Here is a 23,194-nt window from a genome sequence, read left to right as displayed (position 1 = left end):
TGATAGTAACTAGCTATACTTTATACTTTCGGTAATTCGGCCAGTTGAGCTTCTATGTTTTGCCTGTAAAACATTTCGTACTGGGGTACAATCTTGTCTACGTCAAACTCATGGGCACGTGCCAGGGCATTTGCTTTAAACGTTGGCAGGTTGGCATCGTCCAGTACATAAAGGGCATTCTTTACCATATCTGCTACATCGCCAACGGGACTTACAAAACCGGTAACACCGTTAATGTTAAGCTCCGGAATACCGCCCGCATCCGATGAAATAACCGGCACCTCGCAGGCCATAGCTTCTAACGCAGCCAGGCCAAAGCTTTCTTTTTCAGAAGGCATCAGGAAAAGATCGGCGATGGAGAGAACTTCTTCCACGGCTTCAAGCTTACCTAAAAAGCGTACATCGTTGCAAATACCAAGTTCCCGGCAAAGTTTTTCCATCTTTGGTCGCTCTGGTCCATCGCCAACCAGCAATAGTTTGCTAGGCATTCTATCGCGCACTTTACTGAAAATAGAAATCACATCTTCCACGCGCTTAACCTCCCTGAAGTTAGAAGTATGCACTAGCAACTTCTCATTGTTCGGGCTAATGGCCATCCGGAAATGCTCTTTTTGCAGGCGCTTAAATTTATCCAGGTTAATGAAGTTTGGAATTACGGCAATATCCTTTGTTATCGGGAAGAAATCGTAGGTTTCGGTGCGCAAGCTTTCAGAAACTGCCGTAACGCCATCCGACTGGTTAATGCTGAAGGTAACAACCGGTTCAAAAGAAGCATCTTTACCTACAAGCGTAATATCGGTGCCGTGAAGCGTAGTAATAACTGGTATCTGTATGCCTTTGGTTTTCAAGATCTGTTTGGCCATATAAGCTGCCGAGGCATGCGGAATGGCATAATGCACATGTAGCACATCCAGTTTCTCGAACTGCACAATATCTACCATTTTGCTTGCCAGCGCCAACTCGTAAGGTGGGTACTGGAAAAGCGGATAAGTAGGGATGTATACTTCGTGGTAAAAGAGATTCTCGTTAAAGAAATCAAGGCGGGCAGGCTGGCTATAGGTTATAAAATGCACCTGATGTCCTTTCATGGCTAATGCTTTGCCAAGTTCAGTGGCTACCACGCCGCTTCCTCCGAAGGTAGGATAACAGACAATTCCGATTTTCATAGAGTTGTTTTTGCTATGTATGAAGAAAGCGCAGTGAATGGCTGCGCTTTCTTTAACCGTTTGCTTTAGTTTAAGTTTTAGGTACTATTGCTTTGTACACCACATCATGTATACGTGTACGAATATTATACTTCACTAATTTCGAGTTTCCTGCATCCGGATATACCCTGTTTGAAAGGAAAATATAGATCAATTTGTTTTCAGGATCAACCCAGGCACCTGTACCGGTAAAGCCAGTGTGGCCAAAAGTGCTTAAAGGAGCCAGTGCCGATGTTGGCCCGTTTCCATCCGGATCCGGCTTATCCCATCCCAGGCCGCGGCGGCTATCTTTAAATTGCTTTCTGGAAAACTCAGTAACCACGTTGGTGTTATAGAATTTATGGCCACCGTAAGTGCCGTTCTGCATGTCCATTTGTAAAAGTATGGCCAGGTCGTTGGCATTAGAGAACAGGCCTGCATGGCCACCAACACCACCTAACATAGCAGCCCCCTGATCATGCACAGTACCCCATATCAGGTTTTTGCGGAAGTAGCGGTCATCTTCTGTTGGTGCTATTACCTCGCGCGGGTGCTTCAGCAGTGGGTTAAAGGTCATGGTGCTGAGACCAAGCGGTGCATAAAAATTCTGGTCAAGGAACTCGTTTAGCGGCTGGTTCAGCATTTTCTCTGCCACCCTTTTCATGATGTAAAAGCCCAGATCACTATACTTGTACTCATAGGTTTTAGCTCCTTTTTTTCGTTGCACCAGTTTAGATTTTACCGTCCAGGTCCAGAGCGAATCCTCCATAGATTTAATAGAGTATACGCCCGGAATCACTTCATTCGGGAATACATCGTTTTGGGTACTGGCATAAAAAGTCTGCTTTAGTTGCAGAGAGTCGAGTGTTTTCTGCCAATGCGGTAAGCCCGCCTGTAAGCCCGCCTGGTGCGACAATATATCACGGACTATGAGGTTTTCCTTGTTCGTGCCTTTTAGTTCCGGCAAGTATGCAGATACCTTTTCATCGAGGTTAAGCTTGCCCTGATCTTTCAGGAACATAATGGCCTGAAGCGTTGCGGCAACTTTGGTAATAGAGGCAATATCGTAAATGGTGCTGTTGGTAACCGGTTTCTTTTTATCGTAAGTATAATATCCGTATGATTTGTTGAAGATCACGGTGCCATCTTTTACTACCAATACCTGCGCGCCCGGAGTGGCAGCATATGCAACAGCTTCCAGGGCAATATTATCAATCTGAGAAAGGATTTTGGAATCCATACCTACACTTTCAGGCACGCCATACTTCAGGCGGCCCAACGATGGAGTAATAACTCCTGTACCTGCCGTTAACTTTGCAGATGCTGTTACAGGTAACCGGCCTTTTGCGGCTCTTGCACCAAAAATAGCCTGCGGCACCAGCGATTGTGAAATAGAGTTGTCTTCGTAGCCACATAAAAGCCAGTTAGTACCTTCAAAGTACTTTAAGCTATAGGCATTGCCCATTACGGCTACTACTACTTTCTTATTGGTGCGCTCTTGTAGGTATTGGATAAATGCTCTTGCACTTGTACTGATGCCAAAATCTTTAAGAGGCGTGCTGTTCATGTTATGTATGCTCACCACCACCACATTATAGTCATCCAGTTTAGGGATGATCTTGGTAAATACAGAATCCGGCGCGAAGCGATTTGAAATATTGAAGGCTGTAACCGGAGAATAGTTGCCAAGCGTCTGCTGGAACACATTATCTGCACCTGCACCAATGGCTACAGACGCAATATTCAAAGTGTCCAGGGCACGGAATGGCAGCAGGCTGGCTTTATTGTGCACTACAGTTACAGCGTGCTCATAAAGTTCTTCCTGCACTACTGTACTAAGCGGCCTGTCAATTTCCTGTTTCAGATTTTGCAGCACTACCGGTTTAAAATTGTTCAGACCAGCCCAATATTTAGCATGCAGTATCTTTCTTACCCGCAAACCAATGTCCGTAGTATCGATCTTGCCAGCGGTAATAGCTTCTTTTATTTTGGTTACAGCTGTGGGTACATCTTCCGGGAAAAGCAACACATCGTTACCTGCCAGCAAGGCTTTCAGGTCTACTTCGCCTGGTTTGTAATAGCTGCTAACGCCTTTCATGTTCAGCGCATCTGTAAACACCAGGCCTTTATACTTCATTTTCTCTTTTAGCAAGCCGGTTACAAGGGGCTTAGATAAAGTAGTGGCCAGGTTGCGGGTAGTATCTATACTTGGCATGTACAGGTGCGCAACCATTACACCCATCACGCCGGCTTCAAATGATTTCTTGAAAGGGTATAGTTCTACTTCTGTCAGTCGTTTAATATCGTGGCTTACAACTGGCAGGGCAAGATGAGAGTCTGTGTCTGTGTCGCCGTGGCCGGGGAAGTGTTTGGCAACCGCTATAATGCCGTGGTCCTGTAGTCCTTTTATGTAAGCAATGCCGCGGCGGGTCACTTCTTCTTTAGATTCGCCGAAAGAGCGGTTTCCGATTACAGGGTTGGCAGGGTTAACATTTACGTCCATTACCGGCGAAAAACTTACGTTTACGCCCAGGCGCTTCATTTTCAGGGCAATTTCGCGGCCCATCTGGTAAATATACTTGTCGTCGCTTAATGCGCCCAGTGTCATCTGCTTGGCAAAGTGCATGCTGCTGTCCAGGCGCATGTTCAGGCCCCATTCTGCATCCATGGCAATCAGCATAGGCACTCTGGCCTGGCCCTGAAAACGGTTGGTAAGCACAGCCTGGCGCACAGGCCCGCCCTGCATAAACATCAGACCGCCAATGCCGTAACGGCTAACCAGGGTGTCTATTTCGCGAAAGTGGGTTTCGTTCTTGTTGGAGTAGGCGGCCACCATAAAAAGCTGGCCAAGGCGCTGGTCCGGAGTAAGAGATTTGTAAACGCTGTCTACCCAGTTTTGCTCTTTGGCACCCACTACAACCTCTTCCGATGGCTTTAAAGACATCAGTGGTCCCATCCCGAGAAAAATAAGTATAAGCAGCCCTAAACTAAAACTCTTCAACATCCTGCACTGGTATTTATAATATTGGAACAAGTCGAAATTAAGCCTATTTTTGCAGAAGGCGGCAAGGTGCAGAAGTATAAAATATCTGCTGCCTTTTGCCCATAGCTGAACAGCGCTAAGTTGGAGAACCAGACTGAGCGGGTTACAGCATGTAACCCGGAATCAGCCTTTATAACTGCTAACGCCACATCTTCCAAAATTCATACAAGCAAATTTGTAATTTTCAACAAGGAAGGCGAAGTGGCATTTACAGATATTTCCGGTCCTTTTTGTATTCGGTCTGTAAATTAGTAATAAATTTAATTCTGAATAAGTTCTGTTTTTACAAATTAGTAAATCTCAAAAACCTGACCAAAGTATAAAACCGGGATTTTGAGGGGTAATAAGTTAGTATTTGATTAACTATAGCGGATGTCCGACATTATACATTTATTGCCTGATTACCTTGCCAACCAGATAGCTGCCGGCGAAGTGGTGCAACGTCCGGCTTCGGTAGTGAAGGAGTTGCTGGAAAATGCCATTGATGCTCATGCTACCAGTGTGCAGCTGATTGTGAAGGAGGCAGGCAAGCAGTTGATACAAGTAGTGGATAATGGAATAGGCATGTCGGAAACGGATGCCCGTATGTGCTTTGAGCGCCATGCAACCTCTAAAATCAGCTCAACTGAAGACCTTTTCAGGATTCGTACCATGGGTTTCAGGGGCGAGGCAATGGCATCTATAGGTGCAGTTGCCCAAGTAGAACTTAAGACAAAACCACAGGCAGCCGAAACCGGAACCAAGCTGCTGGTAGAAGGTTCGGCTGTTGTTATACAGGAGCCTGTAGCTACCCCGGCGGGTACTTCTATTGCTGTCAAGAACCTGTTTTATAACGTACCGGCACGCCGTAATTTCCTGAAAACAAATGCAGTAGAAATGCGCCATATCCTGGATGAGTTTCAGCGGGTGGCACTGGCTTACCCGGATGTTGCCTTTGCCCTGTACCACAACGATGCCGAGATCTTTAACCTGCCTGCTACCAAATTAAGCCAGCGCATTGTAGGCATGTTTGGGAATAACTATAAAGAGCAGATGGCTTATTGCGAGGAAGATACATCATTTCTGCAGGTGCGCGGCTACATCGGCAAGCCGGAGTTTGCGCGTAAAACACGTGGCGAGCAGTTCTTTTTCGTGAATAACCGCTTTATTAAAAGTGGCTACCTGAACCATGCCGTTATGACGGCCTTTGAAGGTTTGCTGCCAAAAGAAAGCCATCCTTTTTATGTGCTCTTCATCGATATAGAGCCTGAAAAAATTGATATAAACGTACATCCTACCAAAACCGAGATCAAGTTTGAGGATGAAAAAACGGTGTATGCCATCGTGCACGCTGCTGTTAAAAAATCGTTGGGGTTACACAACATAGCACCATCCCTGGATTTTGACGGGGATGTGAATTTTGCGCCTCTACAGCCCATCCGGATTCAGAATACGGTAAGCGAGTTTGAAAACGAAGGCCAGAACCAAAGAGAAAGCAGCTTTTCAGGATTTACGGCACCTGCCTCACCAAAACGCATGAGCTCGAAAGGGTGGGAGCAATTGTACGAACCTTTAAAGCAACAGCCAGCCAGCGAAGAGCGCATCACCTCAGCCTCTACCATGAATTTTCTGGATGATGCCTTTGCGCCGGCAAGTCCGGCAAGCGGCAGCAGTAGCAAGGCATTGCAGATCCATCAGAAATACTTGCTGGTGCAGGTTAAATCCGGCGTAATGGTAGTAGACCAGCAGGCAGCCCAGGAGCGGATTTTGTATGAAAAGTATATGGCCTCGCTGCAGCACCGGAAAACCGGAGCTTCGCAGGCGCTGCTCTTCCCGCAAACTATAGATTTATCACCAGCCGATGCTACGCTTCTGAAAGAACTTTATGCTGAGTTTCAGGATATGGGCTTTCAGTTTGAAGATTTTGGCGGCAATACGATTATACTGAACGGTATACCTGCCGATGTGCATGCTGCCAACGAAAAAGAGCTGCTGGAAGAATTAATTGAGCAGTATAAAAACAATTCGGCTACGTTAAAGCTTGATAAAAGAGAAAACCTGGCGCGTGCTATGGCAAAAAGGCTGGCATCCAAGCTTCAGACGCGTATGTCTGACCTCGAAATGAATTCGCTCGTAGATAAGCTGTTTGCCTGTGAAGTGCCCAACTATTCGCCAAGCGGACAAAAAACGCTGGTAATGATGGAGCTTAACCAGCTGCACGCCCTTTTTCAGAAAGGCTGAGTTTATTGTTAAACCGTTGTTTGTTAGGTGCTATTAGCTGATAACTTACAGCACAACCTTTGACCTAAGTATAACTCCGGGCTAAACCTGCTCAGAATTTATACTTGTAAACGAAAATTCGCATGTTCAATATCACCCCTATGGTCAGGAACCTCCTGATCATTAATGTGGTCGTTTTTATGCTGCAGGATAGGCTGTTTAATTCGGCAGATTTTGCGCTCTACCACTTTGGCTCACAAAACTTTATGCCGGTGCAGTTGCTTACGCACATGTTTCTGCATGGCGACTGGTCTCACCTGTTCAGCAACATGTTCAGCTTGTTTATCTTCGGGCCTTTGCTGGAGCGATTCTGGGGGGGGCAGCGTTTTCTGGCTTTTTACCTGATTACTGGTCTGGGCGCAAGTGTATTATATTCTGGCGTTAGAGCCTATGAAATACATCAACTGCGGGCAGACACCACGCAGTATATAGAAGCCCCTACGCCAATGGGGTACTATAACTATATGGAGGAGCACTATGCCGGTCGTTTCGATAAGAATTTTGCCGTAGAATTTCAGCGCAACCCTGATAACGAAGCCTATGTATCAGAAAGCAAGGATGCGGTGCGTTATGTATTTAACCAGGTATTCAACAGCCCGATGCTGGGTGCTTCCGGTGCAGTTTTTGGTATCCTGATGGCGTTTGGATTACTCTTTCCGAACCTCGAATTATTCCTGCTCTTCCTGCCCATACCTATAAAGGCAAAGTATTTTGTGCTCATGTATGGGGCTTATGAATTATATGCCGGATTTAACCGTGTGCCGGGCGATAATGTAGCCCATTTTGCACACCTCGGCGGGATGTTGTTTGCGTATATACTGGTAAAAATGTGGCAGAGCAACGATTACCAGGATCACTACTAAACCTACCATGAGTATATTTGAAGATATAAAAGACGCCTTCCGCAGGCCTAATAACACCCTGAAGCAGCTAATCTTGATCAACGTGATCGTGTTTGTAGCATTGATCGTGTTGAAGACCGTGCTGTTTTTAGTGGGGAGCTCTGGTGTTTATAATTCGCTAATGCGTTTTGTTGCACTGCATGCCAGCCCCATTACTTTTATTACCCGCCCCTGGACGCTGATAACTTACTTCTTTACCCATGAAGGTTTTCTGCACATTATCTTTAACATGCTGAACCTATACTGGTTTGGGCAGTTGATTCGGGAATACCTTGGGGATAAAAAGCTATTGAGCCTGTATATGCTGGGTGGTGTTGCAGGCGGTATACTTTACATGCTGAGCTATAACTTTATTCCATACTTTGCAGATAGGGCCGCTTTCTCCGTGATGATCGGTGCTTCGGCAAGTGTGCTGGCCACGGTAGTGGCGGCGGCTACTTTATTGCCAAACTATACTTTCAACCTGATCCTGATCGGGCCGGTACGCATAAAATATATTGCTGCTTTCCTGGTTATACTTTCTATTTCGGGAGCAGTAGGCGATAATGCGGGTGGTAACATTGCCCACTTAGGCGGCGCTTTCCTGGGATGGCTTTACATTAAGCAGCTGCAGCGCGGAACCGACCTGGGCCGGCCTTTGCATGCTGTTCTAAATTTCTTTACTGGTTTATTCACGCGCAGGCCAAAACTGAAAGTAACCCACCGCCAAACGGTTACAACAGCCAGCCGAGGCGCAACAATGAACTATGCTTCTAACAAACCAAGCCAGACCGAGATAGATCTTATACTTGACAAAATCTCCAGCTCAGGTTACGAAAGCTTATCCAAAGAAGAAAAACAGAAGCTGTTCCAGGCAAGCCAGAAGGAGTAGGGAACATTTGTTATTTTGAGCCATAGCAGGAATCTCAAGCAGGATCTTCAGAACTCCGAGCGTCAGAAGGTCTATGCCAATGCCGTTGCTTAGTAGCAAGACATTGGCAGGAGCCCGAGACCTGTCCCGAAAGCTTTCGGGAACGCTACGAGGCCTTTACTAAAACTGGAACTGATATAAAACAAAACGCCGCTTCTTTTCAGAAGCGGCGTTTTTAGTAATTACAAGTATAAAATTTATACTTAAGCTTTGGCTGCGTTAATGTTGTCAAGCGCGTCCATAACTTCTTTCACGTGTCCGCGAGAAGTCTCAAGCAATTGCTTCTCGTCTTCGTTCAGTTGCAGTTCGATGATCTTCTCGATACCGTTCTTGCCTAGTATAACTGGTACACCCAGGTATACGCCTTCGATGCCATACTCGCCTTCAAGCTTCACGCAAACCGGGAATACACGACGCTGGTCACGAACGATTGCCTCTACCATTTGAGCAGCTGCTGAACCTGGTGCATACCAGGCAGAAGTACCCATCAGTTTCACAAGCTCGCCACCACCATTCTTAGTGCGCTCAACTATAGCGTTCAACGTTTCTTCGTCGATAAGCTCCGTTACCGGGATACCGCCAACCGTAGTGTAACGCGGAAGCGGAACCATTGTGTCACCGTGGCCACCCATCAATACTGCCTGGATGTCTTTTGGAGATACGTTAAGTGCCTCAGCAAGGAAAGCTCTGTAGCGGGCAGTATCCAGGATACCAGCCATACCCATAACGCGAGTGCGTGGCAGCTTTGAAGTAATGTGAGCTGCGTAAGTCATAACATCAAGCGGGTTAGAAACCACAATGATGATGGCGTTTGGAGAGTGCTTTACGATATTCTCAGTTACCGACTGAACGATGCCCGCGTTAGTAGAGATAAGGTCATCGCGGGTCATGCCTGGTTTACGTGGCAAGCCAGACGTAATAACTACAACATCAGAGTTAGCGGTGCGTGTATAGTCGTTTGTTACGCCAACAGTGCGTGTATCGTACAGGTTGATAGGCGATTTCTGCCAGATATCAAGTGCCTTGCCTTCAGCAAAACCTTCTTTAATATCCACTAGCACTACTTCGTTCGCGATTTCGCGGTAAGCCAGTACATCGGCGCATGTTGCCCCAACGTTACCCGCTCCAACTACGGTTACTTTCATTGTCGGATATACTTTATGTTAGTTTGAAATTCGGTTAAGTCCTGTAAAATTAGAAAAATCTATTATTAAAGACAGACAATAGGCGTTAGATATTAGATATTAGACTATAAAATTTTATTGAATATCATAGCATGAAAAATTTTACCGGCTAAAATCTTATAGCTAGCATCTGTCAAGAGTTATTTCCAGCACTTGCTGCGTCTTGTCGCTTACCTTAAAACGGTTATCAAGGCGCTGGCCTACAACCCAGGCTATGGATTGGTCAGATACTAATACCAGTGTTTGGCTCTTAAGGTTTGCAGGAACTTTCTTGTCAATCAGCAGGTCGCTTATCTTTTTCTTGCCGTTCATGCCCAGCGGCACAAACCAGTCGCCTTCCTGCCAGGCACGCAGCTTCAACGGAAACCGCAGTTGTTCTGCATCCAGTGCGGCCACATTATGTTTGGTGTTTAGTTTATACTTGTCGGCATCAACATAGCGCAAAGTAAAGTGCATGTTGCCCATTTCAGCTTCAGTCTGGCCTTCGGCTATACTTATACTTCCAAAGTTGCCCAGGTTTTTTGGGGTAATTACAAGCTGCTCGCGGTCTTTAACAAGTATATGGCTCGGCGACTCGAACTGCTTACCTGATATTCCGTCCAGCGCATCCACCAATTCTAAAACCACACTATAACTGAAGTTAAATGGGCGCAGCAGCTCGTGCAGCACCACAGGCAAACCTGTTGCATTCTGCAGTGGCCTCAGCGATATGTAAAAAGCATTTTCAGCTTCTTTTATACTTTGCTCGCGCAGGTTTTCGATATAAGCGGCAACTATACTTTCGGCATGGCTCACCCGTTCGGCAGTGTGCTGCATGGTTTCTTCCAGGTTCGGGTTTATCTCTTTAAGTATAGGAATTACCTCGTGGCGTATTTTGTTGCGCTGGTACTTGGTGGTCTCGTTTGATACATCCTCGCGCCAAATGAGCTTGTTGCTTGTAACAAAATCAAAGATATCATCTTTGGTAACCGAAAGCATTGGCCGGATGATGTGACCGTTTTTAGCCGGAATGCCATGTAAACCTGCTATGCCTGTGCCTTTGGTAAGGTGCAGCAATATGGTCTCAGTGGTATCGTTGCTATGGTGGGCGGTGGCAATGTAATCGTAGCCTTCCTGCTGCCTTACCTGCTCAAACCAGGTATAGCGCAGGGTGCGGGCAGCCATTTGTATCGAAAGTTTTTCCTGCTCGGCAAATGCGCGGGTGTTAAAGTTTTCAGTAAAAAAGGGTACCTCATACTTCTTGGCGAGTTTTTTTACGAATAACTGGTCGGCTTCTGCGTCTTCGGCGCGCAAGCCAAAGTTACAATGCGCCAATGCAAACGTATACTTTAATTTATGCAGCACCTCGCACAGCACTACCGAATCTATGCCGCCGCTTACGGCAGCTAAAATCTTACTATCGGGTTGGCAAAGGTTGTGCGATTGGATAAAACCTAAAACTTTCTGTAGCATAAGGCAGCGGCTGGTAAATTTTTTATAATTTTGAAGTATAAATAGACGCTAGTATTTAGAAGTTAGCTATTAGAAGTGTTCAGCTTTACAAGGTCTGTCATTTCTGTAGGTCTAACATCTGAAATCTATTGTCTAACATCTAAAACGAATGAAGATCACAAAACTACTGTATTCTATTGTCTTTATGCTGCTTTCGCTGTCGGTTTTCGCACAGCAACAGGGCCAGCAACCCAAAAAAGATAAAGTAGAGCTGCAGGGTGCCGATAATCTGGAAGGTGGCATTTTTAACGGTCAGCGGATTACCAAGCTGATAGGGAACGTGGTGTTTAAGCAAAACGAAACGTTCCTGCACGCCGATTCAGTTTACAGATACAGCGATGGGCAGGTGTTGGAGGCATTTGGCAATGTGCGTGTTGCGCAAGGCGATTCTATCAGTATGTCGGGTAGCCGTGCTACATACGATGGCAACAAGCGCACTGCCCGTATGAGCGGCAACGTTGTGATGCGCGACCCGCGCATGACACTTACCACGCCCAGCCTAGATTACGACCTGAATACCCGCACAGCTACTTACACCGAAGGCGGTACTATTGTAGACCCTGAGAACAGACTCGAAAGCCGCCGCGGATCTTACGACACCAAAACCAACATGTATACTTTCCAGCAGAATGTAAAAGTGTTTTCTGCAGAGTATAACATTACAGCCCAGAACCTGAAGTATAATACACAAAGCAAGATTGTATACTTTCAGGGACCTACTTATATCAAAGGCCAGCAAGGCGACCTTTACGCGGAAGAAGGTAATTATAACACCATTACTAAAATCTCAAACTTTGGCCGCAACGCTTATATACTTACACCAGAGTACAGGTTAGGTGGCGATAAATTATACTATGATCAGGCCAGGGGGTATGGTTATGCTGAGAAAAACGTATCGTTGCGTTCGCTGAAAGATGATGTAACCATTCGTGGTAATGTAGGCCGCTACTGGCGCGACAGGGGAGTAGCCAAAGTGTACGGTAGCCCGGTTATGGAAACCATCATGGATAAAGATACTTTATACATGTCTGCCGATACGCTTATGTCGCAGGAGTCAAAGAATCCGAAGATGCCAAGTATGCTTTATGCTTACAACAAGGTGAAAATCTTTAAATCTGACCTGCAGGGTAAATGCGATTCGCTCAGTTACAACCGCACTGATTCTGTTATGTACATGAATGTAAAGCCGGTACTGTGGAGCGAAGAGAGCCAGATGGTGTCAGACACGATCCGTATTCATTTGCGCAACAAAACCATCGACAGGATGTTTATGTTCGGCAACGCCTTTATAACTTCTGAAGATACCCTGAAGAACTATAACCAGGTGAAGGGCCGAGACATGGTAGCCTTTTTTCAGAAAGGAAATATCCGGCGGGTAAATGTGAACGGGAATGGCGAGAGCTTATACTTTGCCCTGGAAGGAGACTCTACCTTAACAGGCATGAACAAGGCCATCTGCAGCGATATGGTTTTAAAGTTTGCAGAAAATAAACTCAAGTCTATCTCGTTTCTTGTAAATCCGGATGCAAGTTTTATTCCGCCGCATGAACTGAAAGAGCCAGACCGCAAACTGGAAGGCTTTAACTGGATGGCAGACCTGCGGCCGACCAAAAAAACAGTTTTCTCTAAACGTGCCCCGGCGGCTCCAAAGGCTAAAAAGCAAGCTGCGTCATCAACAAAAAAAGGAAAAGCAACTACAAAGCAAAAGAAAGCTGCCCGACCTAAAAAGTAACCAGTTATATTGCACGATATTTTTCATCTTTGTAAATCACACAGATATTCTATAATTTTGCCCGTTCATGAATAGAGGCTTTTTCCATACCGTTGTACTTTTAGGCTTGTTGCTGATGGCCACTGGCTGCAGTAACTTCCAGAAGCTGCTGAAAAGCAACGACGTAACTAAAAAATACCAGGCCGCCCTGCAGTATTACGAAAAAGAGGATTACTACCGCGCCAGCCAGTTGCTGGACCAGGTTATTCCTTTGCTAAGCGGAACCGAAGAGGCCGAGAAAGCCCAGTATTACCAGGCAATGACTCACTTTCAGCAAGGCGACTATATCCTGAGCGAAAATTATTTCAGGACTTTCTATACCACTTACCCAAGAAGTCCGCTGGCTGAAGAAGCTATGTTCCTGCAGGCAAAATCGCTGTACAACCAGTCGCCGGCGCACGAGCAGGACCAGACCAGCACCGCTACTTCGTTAGAGGCGTTGCAGGAATTTTTAGTACGCTACCCGGCAAGCGAACACGCCAAAGAGGTGAACGAGATGATCGATGGCCTGAATGTGAAGCTGGACAAAAAGGCATTTGAGAGTGCACGTTTATACTATCAGCTGCGTTATTACAAATCTGCGGTGGTGGCTTTTACAAACTTCCAGCGCGAGCACCCGGCATCGCCTTACAGCGAAGAAGTAGCATATCTGAAGCTGGATGCGCAGTATAAATTTGCAATGGAAAGTATACCCAGCAAGCAGGAGGAACGGTTTATGGAAGCAGCTGATTTTTACCAGGGCTTTATAGACCAGTATCCGGAAAGTAGTTATTTGCGTAATGCCGAGCAGATCTACGAGAACACGCTGTCTGAGCTGGAGAAAATAAAGAAAATTAATAAGGAAAATTCATAAAGGAGTATATATGGCATCAGTTCCATCATCAATTGTAACACGTAACATGGCCGATTTTGCTAAGCAAACTGGTAATGTTTACATGTCTGTTTCAGTTATTTCTAAAAGAGCAAACCAGATTGCCGTTAAGCTAAAAGAGGAGTTAAACTCTAAGCTGGCAGAATTTGCTACTACAGTAGATAACCTGGAAGAAGTATTTGAGAACCGCGAGCAGATCGAGATCTCTAAATATTATGAGCGTTTACCTAAGCCAACTAACCTTGCTATCGAGGAGTTTCTGGAAGGCGGAGTATACGTACGAGTGCCAGACGAAGAAACACAGGAAAATACGCTGTAATCCGGATGCTCCGGCACAAAAAGATTTTACTGGGAGTTTGCGGAAGTATAGCAGCTTATAAAGCAGCTATACTTGTTCGCCAACTCGTTAAAGCAGAAGCAGAAGTTCAGGTCATTTTGACTGCTTCTGCTTCTGACTTTATAACCCCTCTTACTTTAGCCACCCTATCTAAGCGGCCTGTACTCTCCAGTTTTGTGCAGGATGAGCGCGGTGTATGGGCAAACCATGTAGAGCTTGGCCTTTGGGCTGATGCCATGGTGGTGGCGCCGGCAAGTGCCAATTCTATAGCCAAATTTGCCAACGGCTTCTGCGATAACCTGCTCAGTGCTACCTACCTTTCTGCCCGATGCCCTGTTTTTGTAGCGCCGGCCATGGACCTGGATATGTATCAGCACCCATCGGTACAGGCTAATTTTGCGAAGCTACGCAGCTATGGCAATCAGATTATAGAAGCAGGGTACGGCGAGCTGGCAAGCGGGCTTATAGGGCAGGGGCGACTGGCAGAGCCGGAAGAGATAGTGCAAGTATTAGAGAATTATTTTGCTGGCAGTGGAAAAAACGTTTAGCGGCAAAACCGTGCTACTTACAGCCGGTCCAACCTACGAAGCCATCGATCCTGTTCGGTTTATAGGAAACCATTCTACTGGTAAAATGGGCTTTGCCCTTGCCGAGTGCTTTGCAGCGCGTGGTGCTAATGTTAAGTTAGTAGCGGGGCCAACAAACCTGAAGCCAACTCATACTTCTATTGCGGTTACACCCGTTACTTCCGCCGACGAAATGTATGCTGCTGTGCAAAAGCTGGCATCTGATGCTGATATCTGGGTATTTGCTGCAGCCGTGGCAGACTATAAACCCAAAGCAGCCAGCTTAAAAAAAATAAAGAAATCCGGCGACGAGCTGACGATTGAACTCGTAAAGAACGTTGATATAGCTGCAGCCCTTGGTAAGCTTAAAAAAGAGCACCAGTTTTCGGTAGGCTTTGCCCTCGAAACTGATAACGAAAACACCAATGCGCAGGAAAAGCTGAAAAAAAAGAACCTGGATATGATCGTTCTGAACTCGCTCAACGATCCGGGGGCCGGTTTTAAGCACGATACAAATAAGATCACTATTATAGAGCCTGAAACTACAACTGCATTTGAGCTTAAACAAAAGACTGAAGTAGCACAGGATATTGTAAACCTAATCTGGGAGCGTACGCATGCTTAAAAATATACTTGTTTTGCTGTTTATACTTGCCTTTGCTTTAGGTGCTAAAGCACAGGAGCTGCAATGCGATGTAGTAGTTAACAGCGAACAGGTACAGTATACCGACCGCCAGTTGTTTACCGATATGCAGAACCGCATTTTCGAGTTTATGAACAACCGCCGGTGGACAGACGAAGCATATCGGGTAGAGGAGCGCATTAAATGCCGCCTGCTCATCAGCCTCACCGAAATGCCCGAGATCGGAACTTTTAAAGCAAATGTGCAGGTAATTTCGGTTAGGCCTGCTTATGGCACCGGTTATGAAACCACTCTTTTCTCTTTTGTTGATAAAGACTGGACTTTCCAGTACAACGAAGCTCAGCCATTAGATTACGCCGAAAATAATTACAGATCCAACCTGTCATCTATGCTGGCCTTTTATGCCTACATGATCATAGGTATGGATAATGACAGTTTCGGTAAATTAGGTGGTGCGCCCGCTTTTGATAAGGCGCGCGCTATACTTAACCTGGCTGCCTCGCAAGGAGCAGTTTACCCGGGCTGGAAGCCTTTCGAAAGTAACCGCAACCGTTACTGGATGATCGATAACCTGCAGGACCCTCAGTTTTTGCCCTTGCGCGAAGGTATTTATACTTTCCACCGCCAGGGTCTGGACCTAATGGCCGAGAATCCGGAGAAAGCGCGGAAATCTGTTCTGGCAGTTTTGCAGGATATTCAGAAACTTTCTCAGCAAAAACCAGGCGCTGCCATTATCCGCTCTTTTTTCGAAGCTAAATCAGATGAGCTGGTGAACATGTTTAAAACGGCAGCCCCCGCCGATAAACAAGCAGCCTATACCGTACTAACCCAGGTTGACCCCACTAACAACTCGAAGTACGAGATTTTGCTAAAACGCTAAAATTTTTAGAATTTACTAAAAAGGGTGTAAATTCACGGAGCAGAAAAAGCTGCCGTGATTTAACGCATACCTATGGGCAAACGCCAGTACAGGATCTTCAGAAAAGATATTCCTCAGCATATTTCAGAGATTTTGCAACAAACTAATGTGCAGGTGGTGTTGCGTACTAAAGTGGTGGTGCAAGGTACGATCTTGTCGCTTACTACTGAAAAGCTGGAACTGCTTGACGGGCGCAGAAACAAACATGAACTGCCTGTAAACCAGATTGAAGAAATTATTTACGATAAAGAAGCCGCGTACTAACAGCGTATATTTTATACTTTATTAGTAACAACGCTTATACTTAACAGATAAAAGAAAGCAAACTCCGGCATAGGCAAAAAGCTGTAACTTGTGTCTATCGTCTAGTATCTTATATATGCTGATTGATCTTAAAATAAAAAATTACGCCCTGATAGAGAAGCTGGAGATGAACCCATCGCCGGTACTTAATATTATTACAGGCGAAACCGGAGCCGGTAAATCTATTATGCTGGGTGCTATCGGTCTGTTGCTGGGAAACCGTGCTGATTCCAAGCTTTTGTTTAAGCAGGAAGAAAAATGCGTAATCGAAGGCGTTTTTGATATTTCTTCTTACAACCTGCAGGAAGTATTTGCCGCCGAGGACCTTGATTTTGATAACCAGTGTATTCTGCGCCGCGAAATAAGCCCAAGCGGAAAATCGCGCGCTTTTGTGAACGACACACCCGTAACGCTGGACGTGCTGCGCAAGATCGGGGATAACCTGATGGACATTCATTCGCAGCACGATACGCTGCAACTCGGCGATACCAGCTTCCAGCTGAACATTCTGGATGTGTATGCAGGCAATACCTCACTTGATATTTACGCAGGCAATACCTCTTATCTGAAAGCTTACAATGATGTTTTCCGGCAGTATAAAAAGCTGGAGTCAGAATATAAACGCCTGGAAGACCAACTGGCACAATCTCAGAAAGAGCTTGATTACCATACTTTCCTGTTAAACGAGTTATCGGATGCCAACCTGCAGGCCGAAGAACAGGAATCGCTGGAAATTGAGTTAAAGCAACTGGAGAATGCCGAGGATATTAAGCTAAAGCTGACACAGGCAGTACAGTCTTTGTCGGAATCGGAATTTAATATTACAGCGGCTTTAAAAGATACAGCTTACATTATCGGGCAGCTGGCGCAATTCTCGCCAAAGTATGAAGAGCTGCGCACCCGCACTGAGAGCTGCATGATCGAACTGGCAGATATTTCCGGTGAGCTGGAAGATGCTGACCGCAACACAGAAGCCGATCCGCAACGCACTGTAGAGGTACAAGAGCGCCTTAACCTGATTTATACTTTGCAGCGCAAGCACCAGGTACAAAGTATAGCCGAATTACTAACCATACAGGCTGACCTGGAAGAAAAAGTAGGTAGTGTACTTAACCTTGATGCGGCCATTGCGCAGACCCAAAAAGCAATGGAAGTGGCAGGAAAGGAGGTGCTGGAACATGCAAAAGTTCTGTCGGAGCGTCGTAAATCGGTATTTCCTCACTTTGAGCAGGAGCTATATAGTTTGCTGGCTGAACTTGGCATGCCTAATGCACGCATCGTTATCCAGCATAACACCACATCACCAACAGCAACTGGCACCGACGAGATAAGCATACTTTTTAGTGCCAACAAAGGAGCACAGCCTCAAAGCCTTGTAAAAGCCGCATCGGGTGGTGAATTCTCGCGTTTGATGTTGAGCGTAAAGTATATGCTGGCCGATAAAACTGCCCTGCCTACCATCGTTTTTGATGAGATTGATACAGGTATTTCCGGTGAAGTGGCCGTGAAGGTGGGTAAAATGATGCAGCAAATGGCGCAGAAGCACCAGATCATTGCTATTTCACACTTGCCACAAATTGCAGCTCAGGGCAATGCACATTATTTCGTTTACAAAGAGGATAGGGAAGACCGCACCATCAGCCGTGTAAAACGACTAAACGATGAGGAACGCGTAAACGAGATAGCACATATGATCGCGGGCGCAAATCCAAGTGCAAATGCCTATCAAAGTGCAAAAGAGTTGCTTTCACTGTAATAAGATATTGCTATATTGCCGCCTCATTTCGGCTAACTAAGGTTTAGCGAGCAGAAATATTGAAAAGGAACAAAAAATAACTTGATAAAGACATGTCTTACAATCTTTTAAAAGGAAAAAGAGGAATCATATTCGGTGCTTTGGACGAGAAGTCAATCGCCTGGAAGGTAGCAATGCGTGCTAAGGAAGAAGGAGCAGAGTTTGTGTTAACAAATGCGCCACTTGCTATGCGTATGGGCGAGATAAATAAACTGGCTGAACACTGCAACGCGCAGATCATTCCGGCTGATGCAACTTCGGTAGAAGACCTGGAAAACCTTTTCACAAAGGCACAGGAAATCCTGGGTGGCAAGATCGACTTCGTACTGCATTCTATTGGTATGAGCCCGAACATCCGTAAAGGCAAGTCTTACGGTGACCTGAACTATGAGTGGTTCCTGAAAACACTTGATATTTCTGCGTTGTCTTTCCATAAAGTTATGCACGTAGCTGAGAAGCAGGATGCCATGAGCGAGTGGGGTTCTATAGTTGCCTTGTCATACATCGCTGCGCAACGCGTATTCCCTGATTATACAGACATGTCGCAGGCGAAAGCGGTGCTGGAGTCTATTGCCCGTAACTATGGCTACCGTTTAGGTCGCAGCAAAAAAGTACGTGTAAACACTGTATCTCAGTCGCCAACAAAAACTACAGCCGGTACAGGTGTAGGTGGTTTTGATGCCTTCTTTGATTATGCTGATAAAATGTCTCCACTTGGCAACGCCCCAGCTGAAGCCTGCGCTGACTACTGCATTACGCTGTTCTCTGACCTGACCCGTTACGTAACCATGCAGAACCTGATGCACGATGGTGGTTTCTCTACTATGGGAATCTCTGAGGATATCGTGGAGTTGATTTCTAAGTAATTTGAAGATGTGAAGAGCTAAAAAGGGTCTTTACATTTTGAAGTATAAAAAAACGCCACTGCTAAACTATAGCAGTGGCGTTTTTTATGTTGTAATCTCTACATTTTCAGATCTATACTTATTCTTCCTCGCGGTGAACAGTATTAATGTCGAAAGCAGGTACGCACACTGACCAGTATTCAGTTTCTTCGTCGTATGGGTTGGCATAACGCACGCGGGCCCCGGCTTTTATAAGTATAGTTTCGCCGGCATTTACCTCTATCTCCTCGCCATCTATTTCAATAAGTTTGCGGCCACGCAATACTATAGTTACCTCATCAAATTCAGGGTTCTGGTGCGGCTCGCTCCAGTGTGGCGGCGCAATCATGTGTGCTACACTAAACCCGGAAGTACGGGTAGAGGCATGGCCAAAATGCTCTTCAATTAATTTACCATCAGTGGTAGGCACCCGGAATGGCTTGGTTTGCTTTACGTATCTTTTTTGGCTCATTATATCAGTATTAAAGTATAAGTTATTTGCCTGCTTCAGCACAGGCGCCTTTTGTGTAAGAGGTAACGCCGGCACGACGGGCTTCGCATGCATTTCCGTACGTTTTGCCATCGCAGCCGCATACAGGATCGTACTGCATAGTGCACATCAGGTCGGGGTTAATTTTGCTTTGGTCTATACAGTTGGCAACCTTGGCATTTTTACACGAAAACATACCGGCCAACAGCAGGGCAGGTATAAGCAGGAACATTTTTTTCATAGGTTTATATAAGTATTGTAAACTAAAGCGTGCACACTCCTGAAACGGGTAAACCATATGGAGCGATTAATTGGTAGAATAATTACAAAACTAACTTACCTGGGCCTTAACCGTATGTTAGTTGGTGCGTAAAATTAAAGATTAAAGTATAGAGTTTATACTTTATTAGTGCACGAGCTCAAAACCAAAATTATGAAAAAGACTAAAAATAACAGACAGAAAGTAGCTGCAAGCGTGAGTAACGACAACGGAAAGATCTTACTTGCTACACTTACCGGAATAGGCGCAGGCATAATGGCAGGTGTGCTGCTGGCACCTGATAATGGCCGTGGTACCCGCGATGCAGTAAAAAGATCGCTTACCAAAGTAGGCGATGACCTGCAAAGTACTGTAAAAGGCTGGATGGATAAACTGGAAAACCGTAACGTAACCGGCGCAGGCAGCAGCCTGGTAATGCGTGGCTCATGGGACGATGTGAAAGGCCAGCTGAAGAAAAACTACGCAGACCTGACAGATGATGACCTGTTGTATGTAGAAGGCCAGGAAGATGAATTACTGGGCCGCCTGCAACGCAAATTAGGCCAGACAAAAGATGATATCATGCGAATGATCTCTAACTTTTAAAGTATAATTTTTTTAAAACGAAAAGCTCAGAAAGACTACATTCTGAGCTTTTTTTAGTTCTAAAAATATACTATAATAGTATTCCGGTTTATAGATATAACTTAATGCAATGGTTAACCGTTATTAAACCAGAATTTACCTAAAGAGAAAAAAACTATAATCAATTTAATCATTATACTACTATGAAAGACAATAGCGGAAAAGTAATATTAGCTCTTCTGGCTGGCGCAAGCGCTGGTGTTATTGCAGGTTTATTAATGGCTCCGGATAACGGTGAAACAACCAGAAAAGGTATTTCTAAGTGGGCTGGCAAATTAAGCAAAGACCTTGAGAAAAACCTGAATGCTGGTTTGGAAGAACTGAAAAACATGAGCGGCAACCTGGGTAAAATGACAGGCGGTGGCGAAACTGGTGCTTCTAATACTGGAAGCTCTGCAAGCGGACGTACTACTGGCGGAACTACAGGTTCTGGCTCAGGCTCAACTTCTGGTAACGGCAATGCTACCGGCGGAAACGCTTAATTATTTTAAAGTATAAAAGGCGTTTATGTAATTGCCTTTTGGAAGGCAGTCGGTGAAATGGCTTAGATATAAACTATCTGCAAGCTAAAGCAGCTGCAAATTGCATAACTCAAAAGAAAAGGTTCAGCCGGTGTACGGCTGAACCTTTTTTGTTTCACCTGCAATGCATTGTCTTAACTTTAACGATAGGCGAACGTTTATACTTCATACATTCAGTTCATTAATTATTTACGAAAGGAGTTTTACCATGGAGACAAACACAGGACAGGGTTATAGAAAAGAAAGTGGATCTACTTACTCATCTGTAGGGCAGGTTACACAAGGCAGGAAGGCTGTTGGGGATAGCGGTGCGGGCAAAGTAGCCATTGGTTTACTGGCTGGTGCCGGGGTTGGCGTACTCGCCGGTATTTTGTTGGCTCCTGATAAGGGCCGTATTACCCGCCGCAGAGTAGCCGATTCTGCTGCCTGGGTTGGCCGTGGTATAACCGATGTGGTTACCTCAGGTAAAGAGAAAGTAGGCTCCTGGACTGGCATAAATAAATCAGGAAGGTCTGAAGAAGGTACGTACAAAAACCGTCCTAATGCTGCTGATAAAAGTATGATGGCCGACATGGACGATGACGAACAACAGTGGTAGCAAGCAGGTATATACTGAAAGAAATAAAAAAATCCCCTGCTATAGTTTAGCAGGGGATTTTTGTTTTATAGTCAAACTATAGTTATTCGTCTTTTTTCTCAGGCTTCATCTGCGGGAAGAACAGCACATCCTGGATTGAGTTTGAGTTAGTCATGATCATCGTTAAACGATCTATACCTACACCCAGACCTGCGGTTGGCGGCATACCATACTCCAGTGCACGCAGGAAGTCTTCATCGAGCGCCATGGCTTCCACGTCGCCACGTTTTGCCAGTTCCAGCTGCTCCTCAAAGCGGGCACGCTGATCTACCGGGTCGTTCAGCTCTGAGAAGGCGTTACAGATTTCTTTACCGTTACAGATTGCCTCGAAACGCTCTACTAAACCTGGCTTGCTGCGGTGCTTCTTAGCCAGCGGGCTCATCTCTACAGGGTAATCAGTAATGAAGGTCGGCTGTATTAAGTATGGCTCAGCTGTTTCACCGAATATTTCATCGATGATCTTGGCTTTACCCATGGTTGGGTCTACGTGGATGCCCAGTTGCTGAGCTGCCTGGCGCAATTCCGGCTCTTCCATGTTCGAGATATCGATCTTAGTGAAGTGCTCGATGGCTTCGTACATCGTGTAGCGCTTCCATGGGCGGGCAAAGTTTATAAGGTTTTCACCTACTTGTACTTCGGTTTTACCATGTAGGGCAAGGGCAACTTTCTCTACCATTTCCTCTACCAGCTCCATCATCCAGTTGTAGTCCTTGTAGGTAACGTAAAGCTCCATTACCGTAAACTCCGGGTTATGGAAACGGCTCATACCTTCGTTACGGAAGTCTTTGGCAAACTCGTATACGCCATCAAAACCACCAACTATAAGGCGCTTTAAGTATAGCTCGTTGGCAATGCGCAGGTACAGCGTCATGTCCAGGGTGTTGTGGTGCGTTTTAAACGGACGGGCCGCCGCGCCACCATGTATAGGCTGCAGAATTGGTGTTTCTACTTCCAAGTAACCTTTGTCGCCTAAGAAATTACGCATCGTACTAACCAGCTGCGAACGTTTCTTAAAAGTATCGCGCACGTGCGGGTTCACAATAAGGTCTACATAACGCTGGCGGTAACGCAACTCCGGGTCGCTGAAGGCATCGTACACATGTTCTACACCGTTCTCATCAACCTCACGCTTCACTATTGGCAGCGGCTTCAAAGATTTTGTAAGTACTTTAAGTTCTGTAACATGCACAGATATCTCACCTACCTGCGTTACGAAGGCATAGCCTTTGATACCGATAAAGTCACCAATGTCCAGCATTTTCTTGAACACGGTGTTGTACATCTCTTTGTCTTCGCCTGGCGCAATATCATCTCTGGATACATAGATCTGTATACGGCCGGTGCTGTCCATCAGCTCCGCAAAAGAAGCTTTACCCATAATGCGGCGGCTCATTAAACGGCCAGCCAGCGTTACTTCCTGGTAGTTGTTCTTCTCCTTATCAAAATTCTCCTTTATCTCTTTGGCTGTTGCCGTAACTTCAAATGTCTCAGATGGATATGGGTTAATGCCCATTTTCTCCAGTTCTTCACGCTCGTGTCTACGGCGTAGTTCCTGTTCGCTCAGTTGCATGCGATTATAT

22 protein-coding genes are annotated in these 23,194 nt (G+C 45.6%); 15 read left to right on the top strand and 7 right to left on the bottom strand.

All coding sequences use genetic code 11. The annotated features are described in order from the left end of the window. Window positions 1-20: 20 nt before the first annotated feature. Both bshA and LWP20_RS08820 read right to left on the bottom strand, forming a co-directional pair. The gene (bshA, locus tag LWP20_RS08825) at window positions 21-1,166 is read right to left on the bottom strand and encodes an N-acetyl-alpha-D-glucosaminyl L-malate synthase BshA (RefSeq protein ID WP_242927759.1); all 1,146 of its coding nucleotides are present in this window, start codon (window positions 1,164-1,166) and stop codon (window positions 21-23) included. 70 nt (window positions 1,167-1,236) lie between these two features. Further along, window positions 1,237-4,140, bottom strand: a complete 2,904-nt coding sequence (locus LWP20_RS08820) for a serine hydrolase domain-containing protein (RefSeq protein WP_242927758.1) — start codon at window positions 4,138-4,140, stop codon at window positions 1,237-1,239. Window positions 4,141-4,599: 459 nt separating this feature from the next. Here LWP20_RS08820 and mutL point away from each other — a divergent pair, with 459 nt between their 5' ends. From mutL to LWP20_RS08805, 3 genes are all read left to right on the top strand, one after another. Continuing rightward, window positions 4,600-6,447, top strand: coding sequence for a DNA mismatch repair endonuclease MutL (gene mutL, locus LWP20_RS08815; RefSeq protein WP_242927757.1), 1,848 nt, complete (start codon window positions 4,600-4,602; stop codon window positions 6,445-6,447). A gap of 122 nt (window positions 6,448-6,569) precedes the next feature. After that, entirely contained in the window at window positions 6,570-7,349 is a 780-nt protein-coding gene (locus LWP20_RS08810; RefSeq protein WP_242927756.1) for a rhomboid family intramembrane serine protease, read from the top strand. Window positions 7,350-7,356: 7 nt separating this feature from the next. After that, complete coding sequence (locus tag LWP20_RS08805) at window positions 7,357-8,259, top strand: rhomboid family protein (RefSeq protein WP_242927755.1); 903 nt, start codon at window positions 7,357-7,359, stop codon at window positions 8,257-8,259. 242 nt (window positions 8,260-8,501) lie between these two features. Here the strand turns inward: LWP20_RS08805 and mdh are convergent, their stop codons facing one another. Beyond that, entirely contained in the window at window positions 8,502-9,443 is a 942-nt protein-coding gene (gene mdh / locus LWP20_RS08800) for a malate dehydrogenase (RefSeq protein ID WP_242927754.1), read from the bottom strand. Window positions 9,444-9,605: 162 nt separating this feature from the next. Beyond that, window positions 9,606-10,934, bottom strand: coding sequence for a tRNA lysidine(34) synthetase TilS (gene tilS, locus LWP20_RS08795; protein WP_242927753.1), 1,329 nt, complete (start codon window positions 10,932-10,934; stop codon window positions 9,606-9,608). Window positions 10,935-11,082: 148 nt separating this feature from the next. Between tilS and LWP20_RS08790 the strand changes: the two genes are divergently transcribed. The 9 genes from LWP20_RS08790 (at window position 11,083) to LWP20_RS08755 (ending at window position 19,044) form a co-directional block, all read left to right on the top strand. Then, entirely contained in the window at window positions 11,083-12,705 is a 1,623-nt protein-coding gene (locus tag LWP20_RS08790) for an OstA-like protein (RefSeq protein ID WP_242927752.1), read from the top strand. 67 nt (window positions 12,706-12,772) lie between these two features. After that, the gene (locus LWP20_RS08785; RefSeq protein ID WP_242927751.1) at window positions 12,773-13,597 is read left to right on the top strand and encodes an outer membrane protein assembly factor BamD; all 825 of its coding nucleotides are present in this window, start codon (window positions 12,773-12,775) and stop codon (window positions 13,595-13,597) included. A 10-nt stretch (window positions 13,598-13,607) separates the two neighbouring features. Next, on the top strand, window positions 13,608-13,934 hold the full coding sequence (locus LWP20_RS08780) for a DNA-directed RNA polymerase subunit omega (protein WP_242927750.1): 327 nt from the start codon (window positions 13,608-13,610) through the stop codon (window positions 13,932-13,934). A gap of 5 nt (window positions 13,935-13,939) precedes the next feature. Beyond that, window positions 13,940-14,500 carry a flavoprotein gene (locus LWP20_RS18340; RefSeq protein ID WP_367615740.1) on the top strand — a complete coding sequence of 187 codons (561 nt, stop codon included), beginning with the start codon at window positions 13,940-13,942 and terminating at the stop codon, window positions 14,498-14,500. Then, window positions 14,484-15,143, top strand: a complete 660-nt coding sequence (gene coaBC / locus LWP20_RS18335; RefSeq protein ID WP_367615739.1) for a bifunctional phosphopantothenoylcysteine decarboxylase/phosphopantothenate--cysteine ligase CoaBC — start codon at window positions 14,484-14,486, stop codon at window positions 15,141-15,143. The genes LWP20_RS18340 and coaBC overlap by 17 nt, the downstream gene beginning before the upstream one ends. Beyond that, a complete protein-coding gene (porD, locus tag LWP20_RS08770) occupies window positions 15,136-16,041 on the top strand; it encodes a type IX secretion system protein PorD (protein ID WP_242927749.1) in 906 nt (301 codons plus the stop codon). Before coaBC ends, porD begins: the two co-directional genes overlap by 8 nt. Before the next feature lie 72 nt (window positions 16,042-16,113). Next, window positions 16,114-16,344 carry a hypothetical protein gene (locus tag LWP20_RS08765; RefSeq protein WP_242927748.1) on the top strand — a complete coding sequence of 77 codons (231 nt, stop codon included), beginning with the start codon at window positions 16,114-16,116 and terminating at the stop codon, window positions 16,342-16,344. Window positions 16,345-16,459: 115 nt separating this feature from the next. Then, window positions 16,460-18,139 carry a DNA repair protein RecN gene (gene recN / locus LWP20_RS08760; RefSeq protein WP_242927747.1) on the top strand — a complete coding sequence of 560 codons (1,680 nt, stop codon included), beginning with the start codon at window positions 16,460-16,462 and terminating at the stop codon, window positions 18,137-18,139. A 92-nt stretch (window positions 18,140-18,231) separates the two neighbouring features. Beyond that, entirely contained in the window at window positions 18,232-19,044 is an 813-nt protein-coding gene (locus LWP20_RS08755; protein WP_242927746.1) for an enoyl-ACP reductase FabI, read from the top strand. Between the two features lie 118 nt (window positions 19,045-19,162). On the opposite strand, the gene LWP20_RS08750 is transcribed toward LWP20_RS08755, so the two are convergent. Together LWP20_RS08750 and LWP20_RS08745 are read right to left on the bottom strand one after the other, a co-directional pair. Next, on the bottom strand, window positions 19,163-19,534 hold the full coding sequence (locus LWP20_RS08750) for a cupin domain-containing protein (RefSeq protein WP_242927745.1): 372 nt from the start codon (window positions 19,532-19,534) through the stop codon (window positions 19,163-19,165). 22 nt (window positions 19,535-19,556) lie between these two features. Next, a complete protein-coding gene (locus LWP20_RS08745) occupies window positions 19,557-19,793 on the bottom strand; it encodes a Kazal-type serine protease inhibitor family protein (protein ID WP_242927744.1) in 237 nt (78 codons plus the stop codon). A gap of 192 nt (window positions 19,794-19,985) precedes the next feature. On the opposite strand from LWP20_RS08745, the gene LWP20_RS08740 reads away from it, so the two are divergent. The 3 genes from LWP20_RS08740 (at window position 19,986) to LWP20_RS08730 (ending at window position 21,575) form a co-directional block, all read left to right on the top strand. Then, the gene (locus LWP20_RS08740; RefSeq protein ID WP_262914556.1) at window positions 19,986-20,417 is read left to right on the top strand and encodes a CsbD family protein; all 432 of its coding nucleotides are present in this window, start codon (window positions 19,986-19,988) and stop codon (window positions 20,415-20,417) included. Between the two features lie 182 nt (window positions 20,418-20,599). Next, window positions 20,600-20,938, top strand: a complete 339-nt coding sequence (locus LWP20_RS08735) for a YtxH domain-containing protein (RefSeq protein WP_242927743.1) — start codon at window positions 20,600-20,602, stop codon at window positions 20,936-20,938. Window positions 20,939-21,185: 247 nt separating this feature from the next. Next, complete coding sequence (locus LWP20_RS08730; RefSeq protein ID WP_242927742.1) at window positions 21,186-21,575, top strand: YtxH domain-containing protein; 390 nt, start codon at window positions 21,186-21,188, stop codon at window positions 21,573-21,575. Between the two features lie 82 nt (window positions 21,576-21,657). Here the strand turns inward: LWP20_RS08730 and lysS are convergent, their stop codons facing one another. Then, window positions 21,658-23,184, bottom strand: a complete 1,527-nt coding sequence (lysS, locus tag LWP20_RS08725; protein ID WP_242927741.1) for a lysine--tRNA ligase — start codon at window positions 23,182-23,184, stop codon at window positions 21,658-21,660. Window positions 23,185-23,194: the final 10 nt, after the last annotated feature.

It is taken from the genome of Pontibacter vulgaris (assembly GCF_022758145.1).
Classification (GTDB): domain Bacteria; phylum Bacteroidota; class Bacteroidia; order Cytophagales; family Hymenobacteraceae; genus Pontibacter; species Pontibacter vulgaris.
Note: the sequence above shows the minus strand (reverse complement) of the source record. Positions and strands in the feature narration are given on the sequence as shown.

Bases quoted from the DNA above. Each gene is read 5' to 3' on its own strand.
- LWP20_RS08765 (WP_242927748.1), top strand. From the start codon at position 16,114: ATGGGCAAACGCCAGTACAGGATCTTCAGAAAAGATATTCCTCAGCAT.
- LWP20_RS08740 (WP_262914556.1), top strand. From the start codon at position 19,986: ATGAAAAAGACTAAAAATAACAGACAGAAAGTAGCTGCAAGCGTGAGT.
- LWP20_RS08755 (WP_242927746.1), top strand. From the start codon at position 18,232: ATGTCTTACAATCTTTTAAAAGGAAAAAGAGGAATCATATTCGGTGCT.
- LWP20_RS18340 (WP_367615740.1), top strand. From the start codon at position 13,940: ATGCTCCGGCACAAAAAGATTTTACTGGGAGTTTGCGGAAGTATAGCA.
- bshA (WP_242927759.1), bottom strand. From the start codon at position 1,166: ATGAAAATCGGAATTGTCTGTTATCCTACCTTCGGAGGAAGCGGCGTG.
- lysS (WP_242927741.1), bottom strand. From the start codon at position 23,184: ATGCAACTGAGCGAACAGGAACTACGCCGTAGACACGAGCGTGAAGAA.
- LWP20_RS08735 (WP_242927743.1), top strand. From the start codon at position 20,600: ATGAAAGACAATAGCGGAAAAGTAATATTAGCTCTTCTGGCTGGCGCA.
- LWP20_RS08805 (WP_242927755.1), top strand. From the start codon at position 7,357: ATGAGTATATTTGAAGATATAAAAGACGCCTTCCGCAGGCCTAATAAC.
- LWP20_RS08780 (WP_242927750.1), top strand. From the start codon at position 13,608: ATGGCATCAGTTCCATCATCAATTGTAACACGTAACATGGCCGATTTT.
- LWP20_RS08820 (WP_242927758.1), bottom strand. From the start codon at position 4,140: ATGGGACCACTGATGTCTTTAAAGCCATCGGAAGAGGTTGTAGTGGGT.
- LWP20_RS08790 (WP_242927752.1), top strand. From the start codon at position 11,083: ATGAAGATCACAAAACTACTGTATTCTATTGTCTTTATGCTGCTTTCG.
- LWP20_RS08730 (WP_242927742.1), top strand. From the start codon at position 21,186: ATGGAGACAAACACAGGACAGGGTTATAGAAAAGAAAGTGGATCTACT.
- LWP20_RS08785 (WP_242927751.1), top strand. From the start codon at position 12,773: ATGAATAGAGGCTTTTTCCATACCGTTGTACTTTTAGGCTTGTTGCTG.
- porD (WP_242927749.1), top strand. From the start codon at position 15,136: ATGCTTAAAAATATACTTGTTTTGCTGTTTATACTTGCCTTTGCTTTA.
- LWP20_RS08750 (WP_242927745.1), bottom strand. From the start codon at position 19,534: ATGAGCCAAAAAAGATACGTAAAGCAAACCAAGCCATTCCGGGTGCCT.
- LWP20_RS08745 (WP_242927744.1), bottom strand. From the start codon at position 19,793: ATGAAAAAAATGTTCCTGCTTATACCTGCCCTGCTGTTGGCCGGTATG.
- tilS (WP_242927753.1), bottom strand. From the start codon at position 10,934: ATGCTACAGAAAGTTTTAGGTTTTATCCAATCGCACAACCTTTGCCAA.
- mutL (WP_242927757.1), top strand. From the start codon at position 4,600: ATGTCCGACATTATACATTTATTGCCTGATTACCTTGCCAACCAGATA.
- LWP20_RS08810 (WP_242927756.1), top strand. From the start codon at position 6,570: ATGTTCAATATCACCCCTATGGTCAGGAACCTCCTGATCATTAATGTG.
- recN (WP_242927747.1), top strand. From the start codon at position 16,460: ATGCTGATTGATCTTAAAATAAAAAATTACGCCCTGATAGAGAAGCTG.
- mdh (WP_242927754.1), bottom strand. From the start codon at position 9,443: ATGAAAGTAACCGTAGTTGGAGCGGGTAACGTTGGGGCAACATGCGCC.